This is a genomic window from Bacteroidota bacterium (assembly GCA_037133915.1).
In the GTDB taxonomy this organism is placed as follows: Bacteria; Bacteroidota; Bacteroidia; order Bacteroidales; family CAIWKO01; genus JBAXND01.
Genome location: JBAXND010000002.1, coordinates 19,014 through 42,259, shown reverse-complemented (window position 1 = coordinate 42,259; position 23,246 = coordinate 19,014). Strand labels below are relative to the sequence as shown.

Genomic DNA, 23,246 nt, shown 5'->3' with positions numbered 1-23,246 from the left:
AGGCTAAACGGCAGGACGAAGTAAATTATTTTTTCCTCACTACAAATGCGTCGATGGTTTTCATAGCGGTATCGAGGGCTGTAACTTTTAACTGTTCATTATTTGCGGTGAGTGAACAGAAGTTATAATTCTTTATGTATACCTGACTGTAAGGACTCGTAAAATTCTGGTCGTGCAGTGGTGCTCCTCCGCCGGCCGTAGTGATATAATAAACACCATTTACCAGCGAGCGTTCATAACCATGGTTATGACCGGCAAATACTATGTCTACATGATATTTTTCAAAAAGTGGCACCAGATGCTTCTGAAGTTTTTTGCAACGGTCGCGGTGCGCCCCGGTGGTGTAAGGAGGATAATGTTGCACGACTACCCTGAAACGGATATTGGCAGGAATGTTTTCCAAATCATTCTTCAGCCATTTGTATTGCGGGCTTCCTTTCGTAAAATCTGAAGTGTTATCCAGCACAATAAAATGCACACCCAGCATGTTGACAGAATACCACAATCCATTTCCGGGAAGAACAAAATTCTTCCTGAATAGTTTTGCGCCCAGCTCGTGATTTCCGGCAGCAACATAGTATTTTGTGTCTTTCAGTAAAGGCCCTTCAATTTCGTTAAACAGTTTCCATAACTTTTTACTATGACCGTTCCAAACCAGATCGCCTAAATTAAAAACGGCACAGGGCTGTGTTTTTAAAATGCATTGCACCACCTTTCTATGAATGGCATGTCCGGTGCGCGTATCGCCAAAAATTGCGACAGTGCTATCCAAAGAATAAGTTATTCCGACGCTACCGTTTTGGGCCACTGCCACCAGCGGAAATAATAGTAGCGCAGTTACCGCGTTTCTGAATAATCGTATCATTCTGTTCATAAATAAGTTCTTTTAATACTCAAAAGTAATCATTGTGATGAAACAAGTGAATTGCAACACGCTTTGAATATTTTTCCGTCCGTAATTATTCCCGTGAACAAGCCTAAGGATTTCTTTTCTGTTATATTTGCCCCAATGTTTCATTGAATGAAAATTTTCGAAAATGGAAACTGTTGAGACTAAAAAATCATATTTGCCGGCGCTGATAGCGCTGACGTCGTTGTTCTTCATGTGGGGATTTATTACCTGCATGAATGATATTCTGGTTCCATATCTCAAAAAACTTTTTGAGCTCAGCTATTTTGAAGCCATGCTCGTGCAGTTCTCTTTTTTCACCGCTTATTTTATCGGATCGCTTCTGTATTTTATTGTTTCTGTGAGTACCGGAGATCCGATTATGCGTATTGGCTATAAAAACGGAATCATTATCGGGTTATTGCTTTCGGCCATTGGTTGCGGGTTGTTCTATCCCGCTGCAGCTTCAAAATCATATGGATTTTTCCTCACGGCGCTTTTTGTCCTGGCACTTGGTTTTACCATATTGCAGATTGCTGCAAACCCTTATGTGGCAGCACTTGGGAAGCCCGAAGGTGCTTCAAGCCGCTTGAATCTTTCGCAAGCATTCAACTCATTTGGCACCACCATTGCGCCTATTTTCGGTGGGTTCATGGTATTCAAATTTTTTGCGCTGATGGGCGAACCGCTTACCAACAGCCTGGGACAGCCTATCGAGCTCAGCCCGGGGCATTACATTTCGGCCAACGGCGTGCAATTACCGTATCTTATTTTTGCGGGAATCTTTTTGCTGCTTGCCGTATTCTTCGTGTTTATGAAACTTCCGAAATTCAGCGCTGAAGGCGCAATAGAAAAAGGTGCAGGGGCATTGAAACACAGGCCACTCGTGCTGGGCATTGTCGCTATTTTTATGTACGTTGGAGCCGAAGTGGCCATTGGCAGCCTGCTCATTAATTACATGAAAGAGATGTTCAGTTATCCTGAGGTAGAAGCAAAATCATTTCTTGCTTTTTACTGGGGCGGCGCTATGATAGGGCGTTTTCTCGGGGCTATTTCGCTTGGCGGAATGAAAAATAAAATTAAAAAAGCCTTACTGATGCTTGTTGTTTCCATTGCAACATTCATGGTTATTTTCTTCGCCGTAAATTATGAAGGCGGTATAAGTTTTCTACGCATCGCGCCATTCCTGATATTCCTCGCATTAAATTTTGTCGGATTTATGCTTGGGCGGTCGCTGCCACACCGCACCTTGATGATATTCTCTCTTATTGTAATTATTCTTCTTATTACAGCGATTTCCTCAACGGGTATGACGGCGCTCTGGACCATCATCGGCATAGGATTATTCAACAGTATTATGTGGTCGAACCTGTTTACGCTGGCTATTAACGGACTTGGAAAGCACACCTCTCAGGGTTCTTCTTTATTAGTCATGGCTATTTTGGGCGGCGCCATCATTCCATTGATACAAGGTGCGGTAGCCGATGCCATCGGTATTCATTATTCCTATTTTGTGCCTATTCTAAGTTATGTTTACCTCGCCTATTATGGTTGGAAAGGGTATAAAGCAGTGAACAGTTAAACAATTCGACAATTAGTCAATTTGAAAATAAAAAAAGTCGCAGATTTCGGCTTTTGGCTTTCTAACTGCGACTTTTGACTTTTTTTGTGGCATCGACTGGAATTGAACCAGTGACACAAGGATTTTCAGTCCTCTGCTCTACCAGCTGAGCTACGACGCCCTCCGTTATTTAGGGACTGCAAAAGTATGATGTTTTTGAAAAAGAAAAAAATTTTTTTTTACCATCGTCCTCAAATATATCTTTATCCGCTTATTTTTAGCTAATTACATTAATAAAGTATTCAATTCGCCGTTTTTTATTATTTTGCGGCAGGTATTTACGGCGGGTTGTCTGAAATGAATCTTGTCACAGATATAGGAAATACATTGGTAAAGGTGGCTGTTTTTGATAATGGCCAAATTGTGGAACGCTTTGTCAGCAATGTTCATAGTCGGGACTTGCTAAAAAGTATTGCAGGGCGTTTCCCTATTAAAAAAGCGATACTTTCTTCGGTAGTGAAGGATTCTGCAGAAATAGCCGGCTATCTTGAACATAATTTCAGATTTGTGGAATTCACTGATAAAACCCGGATACCTATTAAAAATTTTTATGAGACCCCGGAAACATTAGGTCGCGACAGGCTTGCAGGAGCAATTGCAGCGAATAATTTATACCCGGGCAGAAATGTGTTGGTAATTGATGCCGGAACCTGTATAAAATATGACCTTATAACCGCTGAAGGAGCATATCTTGGTGGTGCCATTTCTCCCGGTATAAGCATGCGTTTTAAAGCGCTGCATACTTTTACCGGGAAACTTCCGTTACTTGGTGCAAGTAGTGTTGATTACCTTATTGGCAAAAATACTGTTGAAAGCATTCATTCAGGGGTTCTTAACGGTGTATATGCCGAAGTTGACGGAATCATTAATCAATACAGGGCTGTTTTCCCGGAAATGTTGGTTTTATTGACCGGCGGAAACATATCCAATTTTGAGGGTAAGCTAAAAAATGCCATCTTTGCAGTGCCGGATTTGCAGTTTACCGGCTTGAATATAATACTCGAGTATAATGCTGAAGAATAACAAAATTACTTTCACTGCCTTTATTTTTGCCATTTTCCTGTTGAATTCGGCATCCATCTGTCAGGCCCAGGTGAGAATAAGTTCACCTTATACGCGTTATGGGTTGGGTGAAATTCAGAACAACTTCTTATCGCGCAACATGGCAATGGGAGGTATAACATATGGATTACGGGATCCGCGCCTTATTAATTTTGGCAATCCGGCCTCTTATACTTCATACGACACCAACACTTTTGTGTGCGATATCGGGCTTATTAGCAATTTTAATCAGATTCAAACGGCCAATGTAACGCAAGGATATACAAATTATTCTACGCTTGGGTACCTTGTTTTTGGTTTTCCCGTAACAAAATGGATGGGTGCTACGTTCGGTCTGGTTCCTTACAGCAAAACAGGTTATCAGATAATTGCAGCTGACACTTTAGATAACATTGGACGTGTTGTTCAAAAATATGATGGGAGCGGCGGCCTGAACAGATTTTTTGCAGGAACCTCCTTTTTAATGTTCAAACGCTTATCGTTGGGGGTAAATGTTTCATATCTTTTTGGCACAATCAGTAAAAATCGTGCGGTTTATTTTCCGGACATGACCTATACCTACAACTTCAGGGTTAGAAACCAATTGATTATTTATGATTTTGCAACAGAAATAGGACTGCAGTATCAGCAGCCATTCGGGAAGGATTATTCGCTTACGTTTGGCGGAAAATATTCATTACCCATGGGAATGAGGTCGACCAGAGATTACTTTGCCGAACGCTTTACAACGACCAGCGCCGGCGATGATGTGGTAAAAGATACGATAGAGCAAACATCAGGACAACTCGGAATAACTTATATGCCCATGACTATTGGTGGAGGTGTTGTGATGAAAAAAGGAGACAAATGGCTTGTTGGCGCTGATTTTACTTGGGAAAACTGGGCCGCATACAAAAGTTACGGCGTTAAAGATTCAATAGGAAATAGCTGGCGAATTTCTACCGGCGGTCAATATACACCCAAAGGAAGCAGTGTTTCGGGTTTTTTCAGTCGAATGTCATACAGACTTGGGTTTCGTTATGGAAAAACCAGCCTTCAGCTGTATGATAATGACGTAAACGAATATGCCGTCAGCCTTGGGTTTGGAGTACCTGTACGCCGCTCCCGCTCCACTATTAACGTTGCTTTTGAGTTTGGAAAACGAGGCAACACCACGAATAACCTGATTCAGGAAAACTTCGGCAAAATAACATTAGGTGTTGGCATCAGAGAAAACTGGTTTTTCAGACGAAAACTGGAATAAAAGGTACCCTTCGACAGGCTCAGGGTAGCGGGCGGGCTCAGGATGCCGCTTCGGTTCGTTGAAGCGTTGTCGTTGAGCCTGTCGAAACGCCGAAACGCCAGCACGCCGGTATGACTAAGAATTTCAAAAAAATGTTTTTGCCGAATAAAAATAACGTCTTCCCATATTTTACAGACACACCAAGAATGTACTATTACGGCATTAAACGAACGATTACAGCAGGAATTGCAATCATCGCATGCCTGTTATTCTTTTCAGTCACCTCGTGTAAAAACAGCCTTGAAGATGTTAATTCCTTACCGGTGCGCGATACAGCGCCCATGGAAACAGGAACCAACATGGAAGTTATTTACAGCGATTCGGCACAGATAAAAGCCCTTATGAAAGCGCCTCTTTACAAACGATATGAAGGAGAAAATCCCTATTTTGAGATGCCTCGCGGACTCACCGTTTTTTTCTATGATTCTCTGATGCAGGTAAAAACAAAGCTTACCGCCCGTTACGCGATTAAGTATGATAAAAAGAATGTGATGGAGGTTCGTAACGACGTAGTTGTGGTGAATCAAAAAGGTGAACGCCTTAATACCGAACATCTTGTGTGGGACGAAAAAACAAGACGCATTTATTCTGATGTGTTTGTAAAAATTACCGAGTCCGACAAAGTGGTTTATGGCGAAGGTCTTGATGCCCCTGAATCTTTTGAGCGATGGACCATCAAGAAGCCAAAAGGCTCCTTCTATATCAAGACTGATGACATGGAGAAATAATGGACACGAGCATCATCATTATAATAACACTCATATGTTCCGCCTTTTTTTCAGGGATGGAAATTGCATTTATTACTTCCAACAAATTAAAAATTGAACTTGACCGTAAAAACGGTCTTCTGTCGGGAAAAATTCTGGTATTATTCAATAATGCACCATCAGATTTTGTAAGCACCATGTTGCTGGGGAACAGCATAGCGCTGGTAATTTATGGGATGGCCATGGCGCTGATGCTCGATTCGTTTCTGCTCAGGCATATTCCATCACTTGAAGAAGGCAGTTTTATTCTGCTCACGTTACAAACCATTATCTCTACACTTATAATTTTAGTTGTTGCCGAATTTCTGCCGAAGGCCTTATTCAGGATTAATCCCAATCGTGTACTGAAATTCTTTTCGGTTCCGGTATTTCTTGTTTATTATCTGTTATTTCCTGTTCAGTATGTTTTTGTTAATCTTGCCGAATTACTCTTAAAATACGTATTCAGAGTCCGGTTTGCCAATGAAAAATATGCATTTACACGCATTGACCTCGACCACTACATCAAAGATTATACGCGTGATGAAGAAGAGGCCGAAGATCTGGCGATAGAAATTCAGATGATACAGAACACCATGGAATTCAGGAATGTAAAAGTGCGGGAATGCATGGTGCCCCGAAACGAAATTGCTGCCGTTGAAGACACCGATTCAATGGCTGAACTTTCTGAAAAATTTATTACAACCGGCCATTCTAAAATTTTGGTATACCGCGAAAATATTGACACAATTATTGGCTATGTGCATTCATACGACATGTTTAGCCGACCTGAAAACATTCGTGCTGTTGTAAAAAATATTTTAATCATTCCGGAAACCATGCTTGCGCACGACCTGCTCAGGCGTTTTATTCAGGAGCATAAAAGTGTGGCAGTGGTAGTTGATGAGTTTGGTGGAACATCCGGTATTATTACAACAGAAGACCTCATCGAGGAAATTATCGGTGAGATTGAAGATGAGTTTGATACCGGTCATCTGATAGAGAAAAAAATTAATGAAAAAGAGTTTGTTCTTTCTGCCCGTCATGAAATAGATTATCTGAACGACAAATACAAATTCGCGCTTCCTGAATCAGATGATTATGAAACCCTTGCCGGAATGATACTTCACTACCATGAAAGCATCCCGGCAAAGAGCGAAAAAATACGGATTGGCGAACTTGAAATAACCATACTGCAGGCAAGTAACACTCGCATTGAGCTGATAAAGCTTCATTTAGCCTAATTCATGATTGATAATAGAAGACTACTTTTGCCCTTCCTAAAAAAATTTTTTTACTTTAACATTCTGTTGTACATTTGCAAACCATTTTAAAAACTTGAATTATGGCTGTTATAGGCAGAATAAGAAAGCACTCGGGATTGCTTATCATTATTATCGGCGTTGCGCTGGCAGGATTTGTTCTTCAGGATTTCATGCGTAAAAGCAACAGGGGCGGTCCGAAGCTTTTTGCAAAAATAGCCGGAGAAAAGCTTGTTAAAGCTGATTTTGACGCACGCGTTGACCAGCAGGTCTTAAACTACAAGAAGCAGTCGGGCAAAGAAAACCTGACCTCTGCCGAGAATTTCCAGATTATGACCATGACATTTGATCAGGTAGAGAAAGAAATGATTATGCAGAAGGAATACGAGGCTTTAGGACTTGCCATTGACCATGAAAAAACGGCCAAAGCATCTATCAGTCCTGAAGAATTATACGACCTGTTTGCCGGTAAAAACCTTCACCCCTATATCCTTCAGTCATTCACCGACCCTAAAACAGGACAGGTTGACCGCAATCAAATAAACAACATCCTTCAAAACTTTGACCAACTCAAAGATGAAGACAAAGCACAGTGGAAACAACTGGAACAGTCTATCAAAGACGATCGCATCAACCAGAAATATAATAATCTGATAACACAAGGATATTATGTTCCGCAGGCTCTTGCTAAAAAATCATACGAAGAATCCAACCGCATTGCAAAACTCAGATTCTTTGGTATAAAATACCAGTCTATTTCAGACAGCAGCATAACGTTGACTGATGAGGATTATCAGAAATTCTATGATCTGCATAAAAACGAATATCAGCAAGAAGCTTCTGTTGACTTTGATTATGTAGTTTTTGATGTAATTCCATCGGCCGAGGACAACAAAAAAATAAAAGAAGATGTTACACGCATCTACACTGACTTTGAAAAAGCAGGCACATCCGATCTTGAGAATTTTGTGAACGCAAACAGCGATTTTAAGTACGACAGCACATTTCACAAAAAACACTCGGGCAAACTTCCCGTAATGATTGATTCTGCTTTAATGGATGCAGAAGTTGGAACAATGGTGCCTCCGTACATTGAAAATGGCAGCTACCTGATGGCACGTTTGGTTCAGACCATGGACAGACCGGATTCTATCAAGGCCAGCCAGATAATGATTATGTACAAAGAAGCTCCCGGAGCACAGCAGGGCATTACACGCACAAAGGCTCAGGCTAAAGTTACCATCGACAGTATAATGGCAATTCTGAAAAAAGACCCAAGTCAATTTTCAGTTCTTGCGCGCGCCAAATCTGAATTTCCGAAAGTTCAGGAAGACGGTGGCGACCTGGGCTGGATGACCGATGGCGATGCAAACTTCAAATTCTTCTACGACAGCTGCCTGTATGCAAAACCGGGCGAACTCAAAATAATCACATCCAATGTTGGCTACCACATTCTTTATGTTGGCGCAAAGACCAAACCTGTAAAGAAAATTAAAGTGGCCATGGTTGTGCGCGACATCAAACCCAGCACACAAACCTACAATACCTATTTTGCAAAGGCCAGTGAATTTGCCGGCGCCAACCGCACTATCGAAGCCTTTAACAAAGCGGTTACCGATAAAGGTCTGAATAAAAGGCAGGCGCAATACAAACGCCCCATGGATAATGATATTCCGGGTATTGAAAGCGCACGCGAAATCATTCGTTGGGCCTTTGACGAAAAAACCGAAAAAGGTGCCGTTTCCGAGCAGGTTTTTGACTGTCAGGGAAAATATGTAGTTTCAGTTCTGGTGATAAGACGCGACAAAGGCATCGCCCCGCTCGATCAGGTTAAAACATATATTGAGCCGTTGGTAAAACGCGAAAAGAAAGCTGATAAAATAATTGCCAATGTAAACAGTGCCATGGGCACAACAAAAGATTTGTATGCCTTAGGAACAAAGTTCAGCTCTGTTGTTGACACACTCGACTATCTTACATTCACATCCTATAACTTCCCGAATTTTGGTCCGGAACCGGAAGTGATTGGTACGCTCTTTACACTGCAAAAAAATGTTGTTTCACCTCCAATCAAAGGAACTGCAGGCGTTTTTGTAATTAACTTAGATCAGGTAATTGAGCCGCCTGCCGCACAAAATTACAACGGCATCAAAGTTCAGATGGCCAGCTATTTTAAATCCAGAGTTAGTCAGGAAGTTTACAATGCCATCAAAGACAAATCAGAAATAGAAGATAACAGGATATTCTATTATTAGAATCTGAATCCGAATAAATAAAAAGGCTGCGAAATTTGCAGCCTTTTTATTTATTCATTTTATTTAAAAGAGGAATCTAACCATAAAATATTCGATTTTCGTCAATACTTACGAAACGATTTTATGTCTTGACAAAGAACGTTTGTAAAAAATAATGCATCGCTTGAAAACTCAATAAAAGCGATGTTCGATACTTTTTATATTGCCATGTAAAATATTTCTTATATTTTGCTTGTGTTTTTTATTAGCAAGATTGCCTATTTTTTTTATTTCTGCCGGTAATTTTGATTATAAATAAGTATTAACGCCGGCTGACAAATTTGACGATAAGAAAACTAAAAATCAATTTATTAATAATCAGTTTTTTCGTTTTTAAATAAATATTCAATTCTTACGCATATCTATTTTCAATGAAAGCACTATATTTCAAAAAGCTTGATGCATTAAGGTTCATCGCATTTTTTCTTGTTTTCTGGCACCACGGATTTTCTAATTCATTTAGTTCCGTGACATGGTTAGACAAATCCTATATCGAATCTATAACCCTTACGGGTGGAATAGGGGTACATATCTTTTTTGTCATCAGTGGTTTTTTAATTACCTTTCTGCTTCTAAAAGAATTTGAAAAAGTCGGCAAGATTAGCATAAAGAACTTCTATATCCGAAGAATCTTGCGAATATGGCCATTATACTATATCGTTTTATTAGGGGGAATGTTTTTCCTTCCGCAGATGACCCATACTTTTCAATTTTGCGGCAGCGTATGGAAGAATCTTCTTTTCCTGAACAACTATGATATGGTTACTTCTTGTCACGCGCCAAATGTAGGCATTGCATGGAGCGTGGCAATTGAAGAACAATTCTACTTATTTTGGCCTATCGTTTTTGCACTTTTAATTAGAAATCAAAAGTTATTGTTCACTGTATGCCTTTTAATATTTATTGCAAGTTCCACCTTTATCCTTGTCAATCCAACAGAATCATATTACCATACTTTGGGAAACCTGAATTACCTGATGACCGGATGCATGGGCGCTATTGTTTTCAACCGGTTTAAAAAAGAAATTTCAGAAAGTATCCTCATGAAAAATTACACACTATCTGTTGCGGTATTTCTGATGCTGGTATTAGTGCTGTATAAACCATGGGGCGATGATGTACTACTACTTCCATTTTTATACTTGTATCTTGTACTGTTTCTTGTTTCTAAAAGTGGCGAAACGGAAAAAAAATCTGTCTTATCTTGGCTTGGGAAATACACGTATGGGATGTACATGTATCATCCAATATTTATTATTTTGGTAAAAATAGTCTTCGATAAGTTCGCTCTTGATTATCTAGCAAGCGGAGCAATCAATGCCGTTGTCGCAATCATAGCCTTAGCATCTACTATTGGTTTTTCTATCCTATCATATGAATTGATGGAAAAGAAATTTTTGAAATTAAAAGGAAATTTATCACAAATTAAAACGAGGATATAGCAATAGTATCATTTTCTTTAATCAGTTAATTGAATCGCTTGCACGGACTACTGTTAACGCAATAAATCCCGTCTGTGACAAACTATTTATACTACAAAGGCCTTAGTAAAAATGACAAACAAGCAGAAATGCGTATGTTGTATTCCTAAATCCTATTATACATTCATAGTAAGTTAGAATTGTATTTTACAATCTAGGCACATTTGTGTTCCCGTTTTCTTTACAAATAGCATCATTTTTTCAAATTAACTATAAAATCTCCAATTTAAAAAGGAATATGTGTAACAAGGCTTTGTCTCGCGCCAATTGTATCCACCTTTGCTATTTGTCCGAAATTTTGTTTCTTTGTACTGTAATGCCTGTATATCGGTAGTGGCGGCGTAAATGTTCAGCTAAAGACTTGTTACATCATGGAAGAATATTACTATAAAAAATTAGACAGTGAGAACATCAAAGACCTTGTTCCGATATATAAATTAGCGTTCAATAAAGAGGTAAGTGAAGAATACCTGATAAAAAAAAATAGTACTGAAGCCTTTGGATTGAGTTTTACGGGGTTCATTGCATATCATATACAGACAAACGAAGCAGCAGCATTTTATGGTGTTTTCCCTTGTTTAATTAAATACGAAGATCAGATAATAAGAGCGGCACAGTCGGGCGACACCATGACCCACCCAAAACATCAGGGAAAAGGTTTATTTATCAAGCTCGCAAAAATGACCTATGATTACGTCAAAGAAAATGGAGTACAATGTGTTTTTGGGTTTCCAAACAAAAACTCATATCCGGGATTTGTGCGTAAGCTGGACTGGGAACATATTGAAGACATGCAGGCATGGCTGGTTAGGGTAAAGTGTCTGTCCTGGGCTCGATGCAAAAAAATGTTCCACTTGCCCGATTCATTGTTCTGGCTCAATACGAGGTTCGTCCTTGCTTTGTGCAAAAAAGGCAAGGTGCCCTTCCAAAATTCTGTCATCAGCGAAGATATTGCCGGGATTGAACGTAATGCTGATTTTTTCAAGTATAAGACGTATGAAAAGAACTATGTTATCAGTGTTAAAGGCAAATCTGTGTGGATAAAACCTGACACTTCCTTTTTTAAAATTGGAGATATGGAACATTGCACTGAAAGAGAGTTCCGTGCTATTGTTCGTCGTTTGAAAATACTTGCCTTTTTTATGGGGCTGCCCTATTTACGATACCACTGCAGCCCGGGAACTTATTTTGAGAAAATGTTTGCCGAACACGGACGCAAACACGATGCAACTTTCCCCGTTGGGTGGGTCAATTTTAATAGTCCGTTTAAGCTGGAACAGCTGAAATTCACAATGTGCGATAATGATACATTTTAAAAAACACAGCGCGGAAATTTATTAAGACGATGATGAATTCAACGATACAACAGCTTAAACTTGGTTTTTTTGTTAAAACAAAGGGTGCTTTTTCAAAACCCTTGTACTCCGGACTGGGGCATATATTATGTTTTCACAGAGTATTACCAGACAGTGGAAGTCAGCGCATCACGGCAAACTCAGGCATGGAAATCAGTCCTGAAAAACTCGAATGGATCATCCGTTATTTTACCGTTGCCGGCTACGAGGTAATATCATTAGACACGCTTGCCGAAATTTTATCGGGTGCAATCAAACCTGAGAAGAAATTCATCGTACTCACCTTTGATGATGGGTATATTGACAATTATACTTACGCTTATCCGCTGCTTAAGAGCCTTAATGTTCCGTTCACAATATTTGTTGCAACCGACTATCCTGCAAAAAATGCTGTTATGTGGTGGTACTTTCTGGAGAATTATATTCTGGAAAATGAAAAGGTGACATGGGTAGACGAGAATTCCCATGATGTTGATTATACAGCCACCACTATTGACGAAAAAGAAAAATTATTTCTGAAGCTCAGGATGCAGTTTATAAATCGGAAAACAGAAGATATTACAAAACTCCTTAATCAGGTGATGGGGATATCAAGTGATGATATACGGGAATTTTGCGGCGCAAACGCAATGAGTGCGGCTCAGATTAAAGAACTTTCAGATGATTCTCTGGTAACCATCGGTGCTCACACCATCAGTCACCGACCACTGAGCAAACTTTCAGATGATGATGCGTATTTTGAAATTTCTGTTTCCAAACAAATTCTTGAAGGAATTACAGGAAAGGCAATTGTTCATTTTGCTTATCCTTTTGGTTCACCCAATGAATATGGCTTTAGGGAAATGACGTTCGCCGAAAAAGCAGGGTATAAAACCTCGGTCACACTGCAGCAAGGCAATATTTTCAAGGGCCATGAAATGCACTTGCATCGACTGTCACGTATTCCGCTCGGGGAAAAAGCGAATAAAGAAACTCTTGACAATATTTGTAACGGAATAAGACACTATAGTTTCAACGGCAGTACTAAAATTATATAATGGCACATGAGTGAAATTGACATTTCCATAGTATTAGTAAATTATAAAACAACAGAACTTACGGATAATTGCCTTCGTTCTATTTATGAGTTTACCCGTGATTTAACCTTTGAGATTATAATAATTGATAACTACTCCTGTGATGACGCTGAAGTTGTTTTAAGAGCAAAATATCCCTCATTGGTATGGCTCAATATGTCTGAAAATTTAGGCACTTCAAAAGCCTGGAATGTTGGAATAAAAGCGGCAAAGGGGAAATATATAGTGCTTCTAAACTCTGATACCGAGTTTGTTGATAATGCAATTTCCAAACTATTGGCGAAGTATATTGCCTTTGAAAAAAACTCAAAAATAGGGCTGTTAGCCTGTCAGATAAAAGGGTATGACGACATTATTCAATACAACTCAAATCTTCGATTTCATACAATAAAAAAATACATCTACGCTAATTCTTTATATATCTGGCTTTTTGGTGAGAGGGGAAAAATTCTTTCTGAAACACGGCTAAAACAGCATCTTGCCGATCATAAAACCCTATGGATCGGACTTGTTATCGGTATCATCCGTCGTGATATTTTTGAAAACGATTCAATGTATTTTGAAGAAGATTTGTTTATGTATTCAGAAGATGTGGAATGGTGCTACAGATTAATTAAAAAAGGATATAGAAATTATTTTTCTTGTACGCCGACAATTCTGCATGTAAATTCTGGCAGTGCATCGTCCTCTGCCTGGAAAAATGGTCAGGTGCTCGTTTCGGAATGGATTTATTTTATTAAAATTAAAGGAAAGCTGTATTTACTTGCAAGTATTGGCGTACTGTTGCTGAATCATTTGTTTGACAGCATGTTTTACTTAAAACAAAAAATAACCGGACGAATTACAGAAGGAGATAAAGCATCCAAGGCCTGGCGCAGCTTTGTGAACGATGCATTAAAACGATATTTTTGGAAGATATTATTTCAATACAGAAAAAAGACCTCCTCAGCAAAGACATTCTTAAAATATGATGTTAAAAAAGTTTCGTGAAAAACGATATATAGCCAAACATTTTAAGGTTGCAGTTCCAAAACTTGAACTAACGATTACCCGTATTCGTAATAGTTCTGACATACTGGTGATTGTGCCGACAACCACCGGTGGCAACTGGTATGGTGTGAATGTAGCAACAAAAAATTTGTTCCCGAATTCAATATTTGAAATACCCCAGTATTATTCAAATTGTATTTATTCGTCCGTAGAATTGGGACAGATTTGTAAAACAATTTCAACCCATCAATTCAAAAAAATAATTTTTAGTGGGTTTCCTCTGTATTTTTCCAAAATTATCAGTGAATTGAATGCTCAGACTGCTGGTAGTTGTGATATTTCAATTATCGACCACGGCTCTTTTTCAGAGTATTTCGGTAAGAATGATTTGTTTATAAGGATGAAGGAATACGAGAACCTTCATCGGAACAGCTGTATTCATAAAATTGGCTTTTTAAAGCATGGTATTGCTGAATTTATCAGTAAAAGATATGACATTCCATCAATGGAATTATTAAATAAAACAACACTGGCCGGCAGGGAGATTCCTGCGAACGGTAATCAGAAAAAGATTCATATCGGTGTTTTTGGAAATCACTCGTTCAACAAAAATGTTTTCAACCAGGCAATGGCCGGATTACTTATAAAAGATGCAGTAATTCATGTATTAAATTACAGCAATATTTTTGATAATTTTGATGAACGAATTATCGTTCATCCATTCTTTTCAGACAGGGAAAAGTTTTTTGAACTGATGGGCAGGATGTCGGTAAATATGCATTTATCGTTCAGTGAAGCTTATCCCCAGCTGGTTGTAGAAAGCATGGCACTCGGCGTTCCCTGTTTGAGTACACGGAACAATGGTATTTTTGAGTACGATGATTTTCTCGAAGAGAGATTGATTGTTCAGCAGTATGATAATCCTGTTGCAATAGCTGAAAAGATTGAAAGTGTGCTGAAGGAAAGGGATGCGATAAGCCTTAAATGCCGGGATTATACCCAAAAACTGAACCAAATTGCTGATGATAAACTAAAAATATTCATTAGTTAACCGCCAGTTCATCTCTTTGGTATACAAAAACCTATAAAAATGAAAGCATTATTTTCGTTTAAAATATAAGCACATGGAAAGAGTTCATTGCTCCGGATTGTACGGTCTTTCTTTTTTTTACGAAGTTTCATCTTTATACTACTGCTTAAATCAGGATTTATACCTGAAGCAATTAGCTAAGAGCAAACTCGAATACAAATGAATAAAAATAGAACTCGCATACTTCACGTAATACCGACACTCCGTAAAGGAGGCGCTGAACGCATTGTATTGGATATCTGTAATGAATTGTCGCGACACACAAGTGTTGAAGTCAGGCTGTTAACATTCATCGATGAGAACGAATATTCACAGGTTAGTAAAAATTTTAGACACGATGTGGTGCCCGCCTCTGTAAGCCCTTCTCTTTCTGGAAAAACGCGTGTGAACATTAGTCGGCTCAATGAATATATACAGGGATATAAGCCGGATATCATTCACTCTCACCTGTTTGAGGCCGATCTGGTTACACGTTGGGAGCCATTGCCGGGAATATGTTATTTTTCCCACGCGCATTGCAATACTCCGGAAATATTAAAAACCAGACCGGGCAATATCTTTTCAAAAAAAACATTGATTGCGAAATATGTTTATTCATTAATCAATAAAAAATACAAGCAGAGCAATAACTATTTCATTACTATTTCGCATGATAGCGATGACTATTATAGGATGAATCTGCCCGATTTTAATTCCCGAATTTTTTATTTGCCAAATGCAATTAATGTTTCTTCTTTTGATCAGGGAGAAGCAAGGAAAATAGATAAACTGAAGCTATTGCGAATGATTTCAGTTGGGAGTATCAATGAAAGGAAAAATCAGCTATTTCAGGTTGAAATTGCAAGTGAATTAAAGAAACGCGGAGTAAAATTCCATTTGGATATTCTGGGCAACGGGTCGATGTTTGATACCGTGAAAAAGAAAATTGAAGAGGGTAATCTGGGAAATGAAATATCTTTACTGGGAAATAGAGACGATGTGAATGAACAATTATTGGCGCACGACATTTTTTTGCATACTGCCGTATATGAGCCGTTTGGACTGGTAATTCTAGAGGCAATGGCAGCAGGCTTACCGGTTGTGTGTCTTGATGGAAAAGGGAACCGTGAAATAATGAACAATGGCTGCAATGGATTTATTCTTTCCTCTCAGGATTATTGCAATTTTGCAGAAAAAATAACTGAGATAATTGACGGTCAGGACCTTTATTCTCGAATGAGTCACAATGCAAGACTCACAGCACGTTCCTACGATATCGGCCCGTATATTGAAAAACTTATCGGGATTTATTCAGACGTAATGAAAAAAACCGGCAATAAGCACTGTTAGCGAAATGGAAAAGTTCCGCAATAATATTGCCAAACACCCTTAAATGAATAATAGCAGATGCGGCCCGGTCAGTAACCGGGGTGAGATAAAACGAAACAATTTGAACGATAACACTGATATGGAAAATAACAAAAGCATTGTCCGTTACCGCAATAAAGTTGAGCACAACCTGTTGTTCAAAATAAAAACCCTGTTGGCCGTAAAACGGGAACTCAATAAAGCCATTTCCTCCATTGACGAAAAAAAACTATCCGCAATCATTCAAAAATATAAGGACTTTGATCCGGCTCCGGGCTATAGTAAATATCTGGATATTAAACCATGGATGCTGGACAATGTATGGCGCGCACATTTGCTTCGGCTAAACCTCAAAAAACCGTCAAAGAATGTGCTTGATATAGGGACGGGTAACGGATATTTTCCCTTTATCTGCAAACAGTTCGGGCATATTGTTCGAACCATCGACATAGGTTTTAATCCCATCTTTAATGAGCTGATTCAATTATTAGAGATACCGCGTATAGAATATGCAGTGAAAGCATTTGAGCCGATTCCGGCATTCGATTTAAAGTTTGATATTGTGACTGCGTTTCATATTTATTTCAATGGACATCGAACACAAAATTTATGGACATGGAATGAATGGGAGTTTTTCTTTAAGGATTTAAAAACAAATCATTGTAATCCGGATGCAGAAGTTTTCCTGATTTTAAACAGAGAGCACGATACTAAACGCTCCTACACCCCCGAATTAAAAGAATATTTTCTTTCAAAAGGAGCGGAGATTGATGAAGACCGCGTGTTTTTCTCAAACCTGAATGCATTTTAATTGTATTGGCATCACAGGGATTTGTAACTGATTTAATAAATTACGGATAGAGTCGTGTGCTAACACTTTTTAATTACAGATGAATATACTTTATATTGCCTCTCCTAATAGTGTACACGACCTGAAATGGATAAGCTGGTTTAGTAACAACCCTGACAATACTGTGTATTTGTTGAGCGAAGTGCAGAATTGGAAAAACACGAATGACAACTTGCTGAGTTTTATTAAAGAAAACAAGATTAATAGTTGCGATCCTATCCCCGCATTCTCTTTTCTAAAGCCATTTGAGAAAAAACAAACGATTCGCAATCTTAGAAATTTCTGTGCAGATAAAAAAATTGATATTGTTCATGCCTTATTTGCCACACCTAATGCAATGTGGGCGTATCATTGCGGTGTGAAATACATTATTACCACCCGTGGTTCGGATGTTATGCAAGTGCTTCCTGAAATGAAAGCCCCACCATTTAAATTGGGATATCTTAAATTACTTTTTGGTCTCTATAAAAAGGTGTTTAAAAATGCAATATTTATTACGTCAACGTCATTAAAGCAAAAAGAATCGGTGAGGTCGCTTTTCGGACGAAGCGATTCGAAAATTATTCGCACAGGAATAGATGTTCAGGCAATAGCAGATATCATAAACCGAGATACATTACCGACGGCACTGCAAAGTATAGATTATGTCATTTCTCCGAGGTGGATAAATCCGCTTTATAATACGACCACTCAGGCAAAAGCAATTTCAACGCTTAATCCTGAAATAATTTCGAGATACACCTTTGTATTTTTTCGGAATTTCTCAACAACGAATGCGTATCAGCAAGAAACAGAAGAAATTCTAAAACATGCAAAGGTGAAATATATTATTTTTGATTCACTGCCGCAAAAAGAGATGATGGCTTGTATTCGTTTTGCAAGCCTGTGTTTTATGATACCAGACCGGGATGGTACTCCAAATTCTGCCCTGGAAGCTATGGCTGCACGTTGTCCGCTTATTGTTGGCGACTTTGAATATGATATTGATTTGTTTAAAAATACCTGTGTTCGCCTTATAAAAAACACACCGGAAATGCTGAGTGAGGCAATTACAAATTCTTTGCAAAACTATCCCGAAGAGATGAAAGAGAATGCCTATGCCGCCGTTTCACGTTGCGGAAATCGCCCCATTGAGATGAGTAAGATTTGGCGACTTTACATGGAGCTTATCGCGAAAAATTGAAATTGTTAATTGCAGGAATAACAGTCAAGGCGTTCTCTAATTAAAGGAATAGATTTTAGCCTTTTTAATTAACTTTGCACATCTATTATTAATAAATCAATAATGAATATTAAAGAGAAGATTAAGAAAATTATTGACCACTTTTGGAAATATTCAGATGATTTTGCTTATGAAACGCTCTTCAATCGTGATGGAAAGCCATTTGAAAACGAACATCCTGAGTTTATTGATGATAAAATAAATAATTCGTTTATTTTCGACAATAAAAAATGGCTTCATTCTGAGTATATCAAACACCTTACAAAAAAAATAATAATTGAACCTGATTATACCTATAGTATTACTGATTTCAATAGAATTATACTTTCAGGTGCATTTTATCCTGCGCTGAAGCCGTCTGTCCCTCGATATCTATTTTCGAAATTTAAAAAGAAGAAGAAGTATAATTCTGTAATAATTTTTGACGGACAGGTCGGGACAAATTATTTTCACTTTTTCTCCGATGTGCTTCATAAAATTTGGCTTTTTGAAAAAATTCCAGATGCAGAAAAATTGCCTGTAATCATAGGTGAAAAAACATTTAATACTTTATTTTTCCAACACATTCTGAATAATACGTTTATTAAAAAATTTAACTGGGTCGTTCAAAAGAAACATGATTATATCACCGCGGATTCGGTTTATTTTATCAGACCATACCCATATGACAAAGAATACTTCAAAAAAACAAAAAGATTGGTTCTTGAAGAAGATGAAAACAATTCGCAGCGAAATGTTTTTTTAAACAGGAGCATTAAAACGGGACGATTTATAGAGAATTTCACGGAAATTATTCCAATACTTGAAAAATACGACTTTGAAATTATTGATACCGCAGGTGCTGATTTTAAGTATCAGATAGAATTATTCAGCGGTGTAAGAAATTTAATAAGCATTCATGGCGCAGGCAATACAAACATTATGTTTTCAAAGCCAGGCCTTCGATTTTTGGAACTTCTTCCCGGAAACAGACTGTCTTCCCATTATTATTGGTTGGCAACAGTGCTCAATATTAGTTATTATAACGTTATTTGCGGAAACGACTTGCCTTTTACTAACAAATATCCGGAAAAGGGCTTTTTTTTAGACCCGTTTAAATTTGAGAATGCTGTTAGATCTTTGCTAGGGAAATAATCGCCAATAAAGAATACTAAAAATTATTAATTCCACTGTTTCCATGTATAAAAATAGTTTTACAATAATTTCAGTTGTTGGCACTCGTCCAAATTTCATTAAAGCAGCTCCTTTGCTCAGAGAATCGTTAAAGTACGATCCCCGCATTCAGCACCTGCTGTGCCACACAGGGCAGCATTATGATTACAACATGTCTGAAGTGTTTTTTACGGAACTGGAAATGCCCAAGCCCGCTTTTTTTCTTGAAGTAGGAGATGGCTCTCATGCCGAGCAAACCGCACGTATCATGTTGGCATTTGAAAAGGTACTTAATGAAGCAAAACCAAAACTCGTTATTGTTTATGGAGATGTAAATTCTACAATGGCATGTACCCTTGCTGCCGTAAAATTACATATACCTGTTGCACATGTCGAAGCAGGTCTGCGCAGCTTCGACCGCTCCATGCCGGAAGAGATAAACAGGCTGGTTACAGATGCGATTTCCGGGCTATTGCTCGTTTCCGAACCGTCTGGTATGGAAAACTTGATGAAAGAAGGCGCAACGTCAGATAAGGTCTTTTTTACCGGAAATATTATGATTGATACACTTGTCCATTCCTTGCCAAAAATTGAGGCGTCGGAGGTATTAAGTGACCTGCACCTGACACCAAAGAATTATATTGCCGTTACGTTTCACAGACCTTCTAATGTTGATTCACGTGAAGACCTGAATCATTTGGTCGAATTTCTGAATGAAATCAGTAAGCAAAAGAAGGTGGTTTTTCCTGTTCATCCCCGAACCAGGCATAATATTGAGAAGTTCGGCCTGATGCAGTTGATGTCTCCCGAAATAATCATTTCTAATCCATTGGGCTATTTTGATTTTATGGCACTTGTAAAGGATAGTTGTCTTGTGATTACTGACAGCGGTGGCATTCAGGAAGAAAGCACTTTTCTTGGAGTGCAGTGCATTACAGTACGTGATAATACCGAGCGGCCGGTTACTGTTACAGTAGGGACAAACCATCTTGCTGGCACCAACCTGGCCAATGTTCTGAATATCGCATTGCAGATACTCAGCGGCAATGAGGTTAAAGGCAGGATTCCACAATTATGGGACGGGCATACCGCTGAAAGGATTATGACCGTTATTGACAGATATCTTAATTCTGGCGATTAATACATGGAATCATGACGAAAATACTGATAATGACCTATTTTTTCCCTCCCGGCAATTTTGCCGGAAGTTACCGCATTGCATCATGGGCCAAATATCTTCACCGGTTTGGTTTTTATCCTGTTATAGTTACACGTAAGTGGGAAAATGAAAGTTCCAGTTTTCGCGAGATGGCAAAACCCACAAGTAAAGGAATAGTGCACGAAAAATACGATACTCATGAAGTTTATTACCTCCCTTACCGTGGAAATCTGAGGGATTCTTTGTATGTAAAATTTGGCGAATCAAAGTTTAATGTTTTACGAAAGACACTGAGCCTTATTGAATTAATATTTCAGAATGTTACAAATACGGTTATTCCATTCCGAAATTTCTATTCCTTTTCAAAAAAACTGATTAATAATGATCCAGACATTCGTCTGATGCTCGCTTCAGGGAAGCCATATATACTGTTCAAATTCTGTTATTTACTAAACAAACGATTTCATATTCCCTGGGTGGCAGATTACAGGGATGAATGGACCACCAGCCAGTGGAATCGTAATGCAAGCGGCATAAGGAAATGGGTTCTAACGATTGAAAGTAAAAATGAAAAAAAATGGACAGGAAGCGCGTCTACACTACTTTCGGTGTCAGAGATGTGGATGGAGAGTATTTCACAGTTTACTGCAAAAAAGGGTCACGTAATAATGAATGGATTCGATCCGGCAGATTATCCCGATGCTGATTCTGTGGAACGCTTCCCTGAATTTTCAGTAATCTATAATGGTACCCTTTACCCTACACAGGCAGTGGAGGTTTTTCTCGAAGGGTTCATAAAGGTGATTAATAAATATGAAGGTCGGGCAACGCTGAAGATCCGATTTCCGGGACTACTCATTGATCCTAAGCGGACCCTCGAAGTGAAAAAGGCAATGTTGGGATTTGAAGAAAACTATGAAATTTTTGACCGCTTACCTAAAAAGGAAGTGATTAGCATGCAGCTTAAATCACATCTGCTGCTTATGGTGGCTCATAATGATATTAAAGGCACCCACTCGAGTAAAATATTCGAGTATCTTGCGTGCAAGAGGGCTGTGCTGCTGTGTCCGTCAGATAATGATGTTCTTGCCGACCTGATTATCAGAACCAACGCCGGATTTATCTGTAACAACTCCGCTGACGTATTTAATCTACTTGACCGGCTCGTTTCTGATTTTATCACACAAAAAAAATCAATTTTTAATGGCTCTATTAGTGAGATTCAAAAGTATTCAAGAGAGAATCAGGCGTTAAAATTAGCCGGAATACTTAAAGAACTGTAGACATGCGATACAGATTTAAATAAACAGAAATAATTATGGAATACAAATTCCTATATGAACTCACCGGCAGGCAGGAGCAAAAAATCGAAAACCTGTTTGACGAGGTGAATAGTGCATACATATACCAGCACCCTCACTGGACAAGTATCTTTCAGTCCAATCACCATCCCTGCTATTTTTTGGGGTACGATGCGGGCAAGCTCGTAATCTATGCCTTTATTGTTGAGCATCATCATACGGCACAGATTCAATTTGGTCCCGTTGTTACCGATAGCAGCCTGATTGCCGATTGTGTGACTGCCATCCGAAATTATTATAATGAAAAGAAATTCGGGCAACTAACCATACAGCTGGGTTTGCATGAAGGAGATGTCTCAAGGGCAATTCAAAAGCAAATTGCTCAGGAATGCAAGGCGGTTATTAAGAAAAACAACCGGGAAATTTACTTTTCCCTACGGATAGACCTCACCAGAAGCATTGAAGAAATTGAACTTGATGTTTCTGAAAGCACACTAAGAGCGATAAAAAGAACGGTCAGGCACAAAATATATGCCCAGCAAATATCTTCACACGAAGAAGCGAACCAATTGGGCGTAATCCATGAATTTATGTACCGCCGACGCAAATCGCGGCTGCCGTTTCGCCATCCTAAGCAGGTTTTTACAAAAGCATATAAATATCTTCAGGAAACAGGCAATGGCATGATGGTTGGGAGCTTTGGCAGGAGCGGAAATCTGCATGGCGGTATTGTTATCCACTTTCATGGTGATACTGCCTATTACCGGCTCGGCGCATCCAAAGCCTATGGTAAAATGCCGGTACTTCATCCTGCATTTATGGAAGCTATTAAAATCTCACGCGAAAAAGGATTTAAAATATTTGATCTGGGATGGTACAACCCATACATCAAGGAAAATAGCTCTCTGGGCCGTATAAGTCACTTTAAAAAGGGCTTTGGCGGCCAGATGGTAGCATGGGCTCCACGGATGGAATTTAAGCTGAACTTGTGGAAAATGGCACTTACCTCCGCAAATAAGGTGCTGAACTCTCTTTTCAGAAATTAACCAGCATTTAAAGGCAGCCAA

Annotated in this window: 19 protein-coding genes and 1 tRNA gene; 18 read left to right on the top strand and 2 right to left on the bottom strand. The window is 38.8% G+C overall.

Annotated elements, in window-relative coordinates:
* Positions 1–25: 25 nt before the first annotated feature.
* Positions 26–874, bottom strand: a complete 849-nt coding sequence (locus WCM76_01070) for a metallophosphoesterase (GenBank protein ID MEI6764197.1) — start codon at positions 872–874, stop codon at positions 26–28.
* Between the two features lie 163 nt (positions 875–1,037).
* Here WCM76_01070 and WCM76_01065 point away from each other — a divergent pair, with 163 nt between their 5' ends.
* The gene (locus WCM76_01065; GenBank protein MEI6764196.1) at positions 1,038–2,471 is read left to right on the top strand and encodes a sugar MFS transporter; all 1,434 of its coding nucleotides are present in this window, start codon (positions 1,038–1,040) and stop codon (positions 2,469–2,471) included.
* 87 nt (positions 2,472–2,558) lie between these two features.
* On the opposite strand, the gene WCM76_01060 is transcribed toward WCM76_01065, so the two are convergent.
* A tRNA-Phe gene (locus tag WCM76_01060) sits at positions 2,559–2,631 on the bottom strand.
* Positions 2,632–2,807: 176 nt separating this feature from the next.
* Between WCM76_01060 and WCM76_01055 the strand changes: the two genes are divergently transcribed.
* The 17 genes from WCM76_01055 to WCM76_00975 all read left to right on the top strand — a co-directional run bounded on the left by WCM76_01055 (position 2,808) and on the right by WCM76_00975 (position 23,225).
* Positions 2,808–3,533, top strand: coding sequence for a type III pantothenate kinase (locus WCM76_01055; protein ID MEI6764195.1), 726 nt, complete (start codon positions 2,808–2,810; stop codon positions 3,531–3,533).
* Positions 3,520–4,815, top strand: coding sequence for a hypothetical protein (locus WCM76_01050; protein MEI6764194.1), 1,296 nt, complete (start codon positions 3,520–3,522; stop codon positions 4,813–4,815). Before WCM76_01055 ends, WCM76_01050 begins: the two co-directional genes overlap by 14 nt.
* A gap of 137 nt (positions 4,816–4,952) precedes the next feature.
* Complete coding sequence (gene lptC / locus WCM76_01045) at positions 4,953–5,582, top strand: LPS export ABC transporter periplasmic protein LptC (protein MEI6764193.1); 630 nt, start codon at positions 4,953–4,955, stop codon at positions 5,580–5,582.
* Positions 5,582–6,844, top strand: a complete 1,263-nt coding sequence (locus WCM76_01040; GenBank protein ID MEI6764192.1) for a hemolysin family protein — start codon at positions 5,582–5,584, stop codon at positions 6,842–6,844. The genes lptC and WCM76_01040 overlap by 1 nt, the downstream gene beginning before the upstream one ends.
* A gap of 101 nt (positions 6,845–6,945) precedes the next feature.
* The gene (locus WCM76_01035; protein ID MEI6764191.1) at positions 6,946–9,117 is read left to right on the top strand and encodes a peptidylprolyl isomerase; all 2,172 of its coding nucleotides are present in this window, start codon (positions 6,946–6,948) and stop codon (positions 9,115–9,117) included.
* 410 nt (positions 9,118–9,527) lie between these two features.
* Positions 9,528–10,598 (top strand): acyltransferase, encoded by a 1,071-nt coding sequence (locus WCM76_01030; protein ID MEI6764190.1) that lies wholly within the window; start codon positions 9,528–9,530, stop codon positions 10,596–10,598.
* 410 nt (positions 10,599–11,008) lie between these two features.
* Entirely contained in the window at positions 11,009–11,953 is a 945-nt protein-coding gene (locus WCM76_01025; protein MEI6764189.1) for a GNAT family N-acetyltransferase, read from the top strand.
* Between the two features lie 29 nt (positions 11,954–11,982).
* Positions 11,983–13,029: a polysaccharide deacetylase family protein gene (locus WCM76_01020; GenBank protein ID MEI6764188.1), complete on the top strand. Its 1,047-nt coding sequence runs from the start codon at positions 11,983–11,985 to the stop codon at positions 13,027–13,029.
* A 6-nt stretch (positions 13,030–13,035) separates the two neighbouring features.
* Positions 13,036–14,058 carry a glycosyltransferase family 2 protein gene (locus tag WCM76_01015; GenBank protein MEI6764187.1) on the top strand — a complete coding sequence of 341 codons (1,023 nt, stop codon included), beginning with the start codon at positions 13,036–13,038 and terminating at the stop codon, positions 14,056–14,058.
* Positions 14,036–15,109: a glycosyltransferase gene (locus tag WCM76_01010; GenBank protein ID MEI6764186.1), complete on the top strand. Its 1,074-nt coding sequence runs from the start codon at positions 14,036–14,038 to the stop codon at positions 15,107–15,109. Before WCM76_01015 ends, WCM76_01010 begins: the two co-directional genes overlap by 23 nt.
* Positions 15,110–15,307: 198 nt before the next feature.
* Positions 15,308–16,477, top strand: a complete 1,170-nt coding sequence (locus tag WCM76_01005) for a glycosyltransferase (GenBank protein ID MEI6764185.1) — start codon at positions 15,308–15,310, stop codon at positions 16,475–16,477.
* A 100-nt stretch (positions 16,478–16,577) separates the two neighbouring features.
* On the top strand, positions 16,578–17,306 hold the full coding sequence (locus WCM76_01000) for a hypothetical protein (GenBank protein MEI6764184.1): 729 nt from the start codon (positions 16,578–16,580) through the stop codon (positions 17,304–17,306).
* Between the two features lie 79 nt (positions 17,307–17,385).
* The gene (locus tag WCM76_00995) at positions 17,386–18,528 is read left to right on the top strand and encodes a glycosyltransferase (GenBank protein MEI6764183.1); all 1,143 of its coding nucleotides are present in this window, start codon (positions 17,386–17,388) and stop codon (positions 18,526–18,528) included.
* Between the two features lie 102 nt (positions 18,529–18,630).
* A complete protein-coding gene (locus WCM76_00990; protein ID MEI6764182.1) occupies positions 18,631–19,701 on the top strand; it encodes a glycosyltransferase family 61 protein in 1,071 nt (356 codons plus the stop codon).
* Positions 19,702–19,744: 43 nt separating this feature from the next.
* A complete protein-coding gene (wecB, locus tag WCM76_00985) occupies positions 19,745–20,860 on the top strand; it encodes a UDP-N-acetylglucosamine 2-epimerase (non-hydrolyzing) (protein MEI6764181.1) in 1,116 nt (371 codons plus the stop codon).
* An 11-nt stretch (positions 20,861–20,871) separates the two neighbouring features.
* A complete protein-coding gene (locus tag WCM76_00980) occupies positions 20,872–22,161 on the top strand; it encodes a hypothetical protein (protein ID MEI6764180.1) in 1,290 nt (429 codons plus the stop codon).
* A 35-nt stretch (positions 22,162–22,196) separates the two neighbouring features.
* Positions 22,197–23,225, top strand: a complete 1,029-nt coding sequence (locus WCM76_00975; protein ID MEI6764179.1) for a hypothetical protein — start codon at positions 22,197–22,199, stop codon at positions 23,223–23,225.
* The last annotated feature ends 21 nt before the right edge of the window (positions 23,226–23,246 follow it).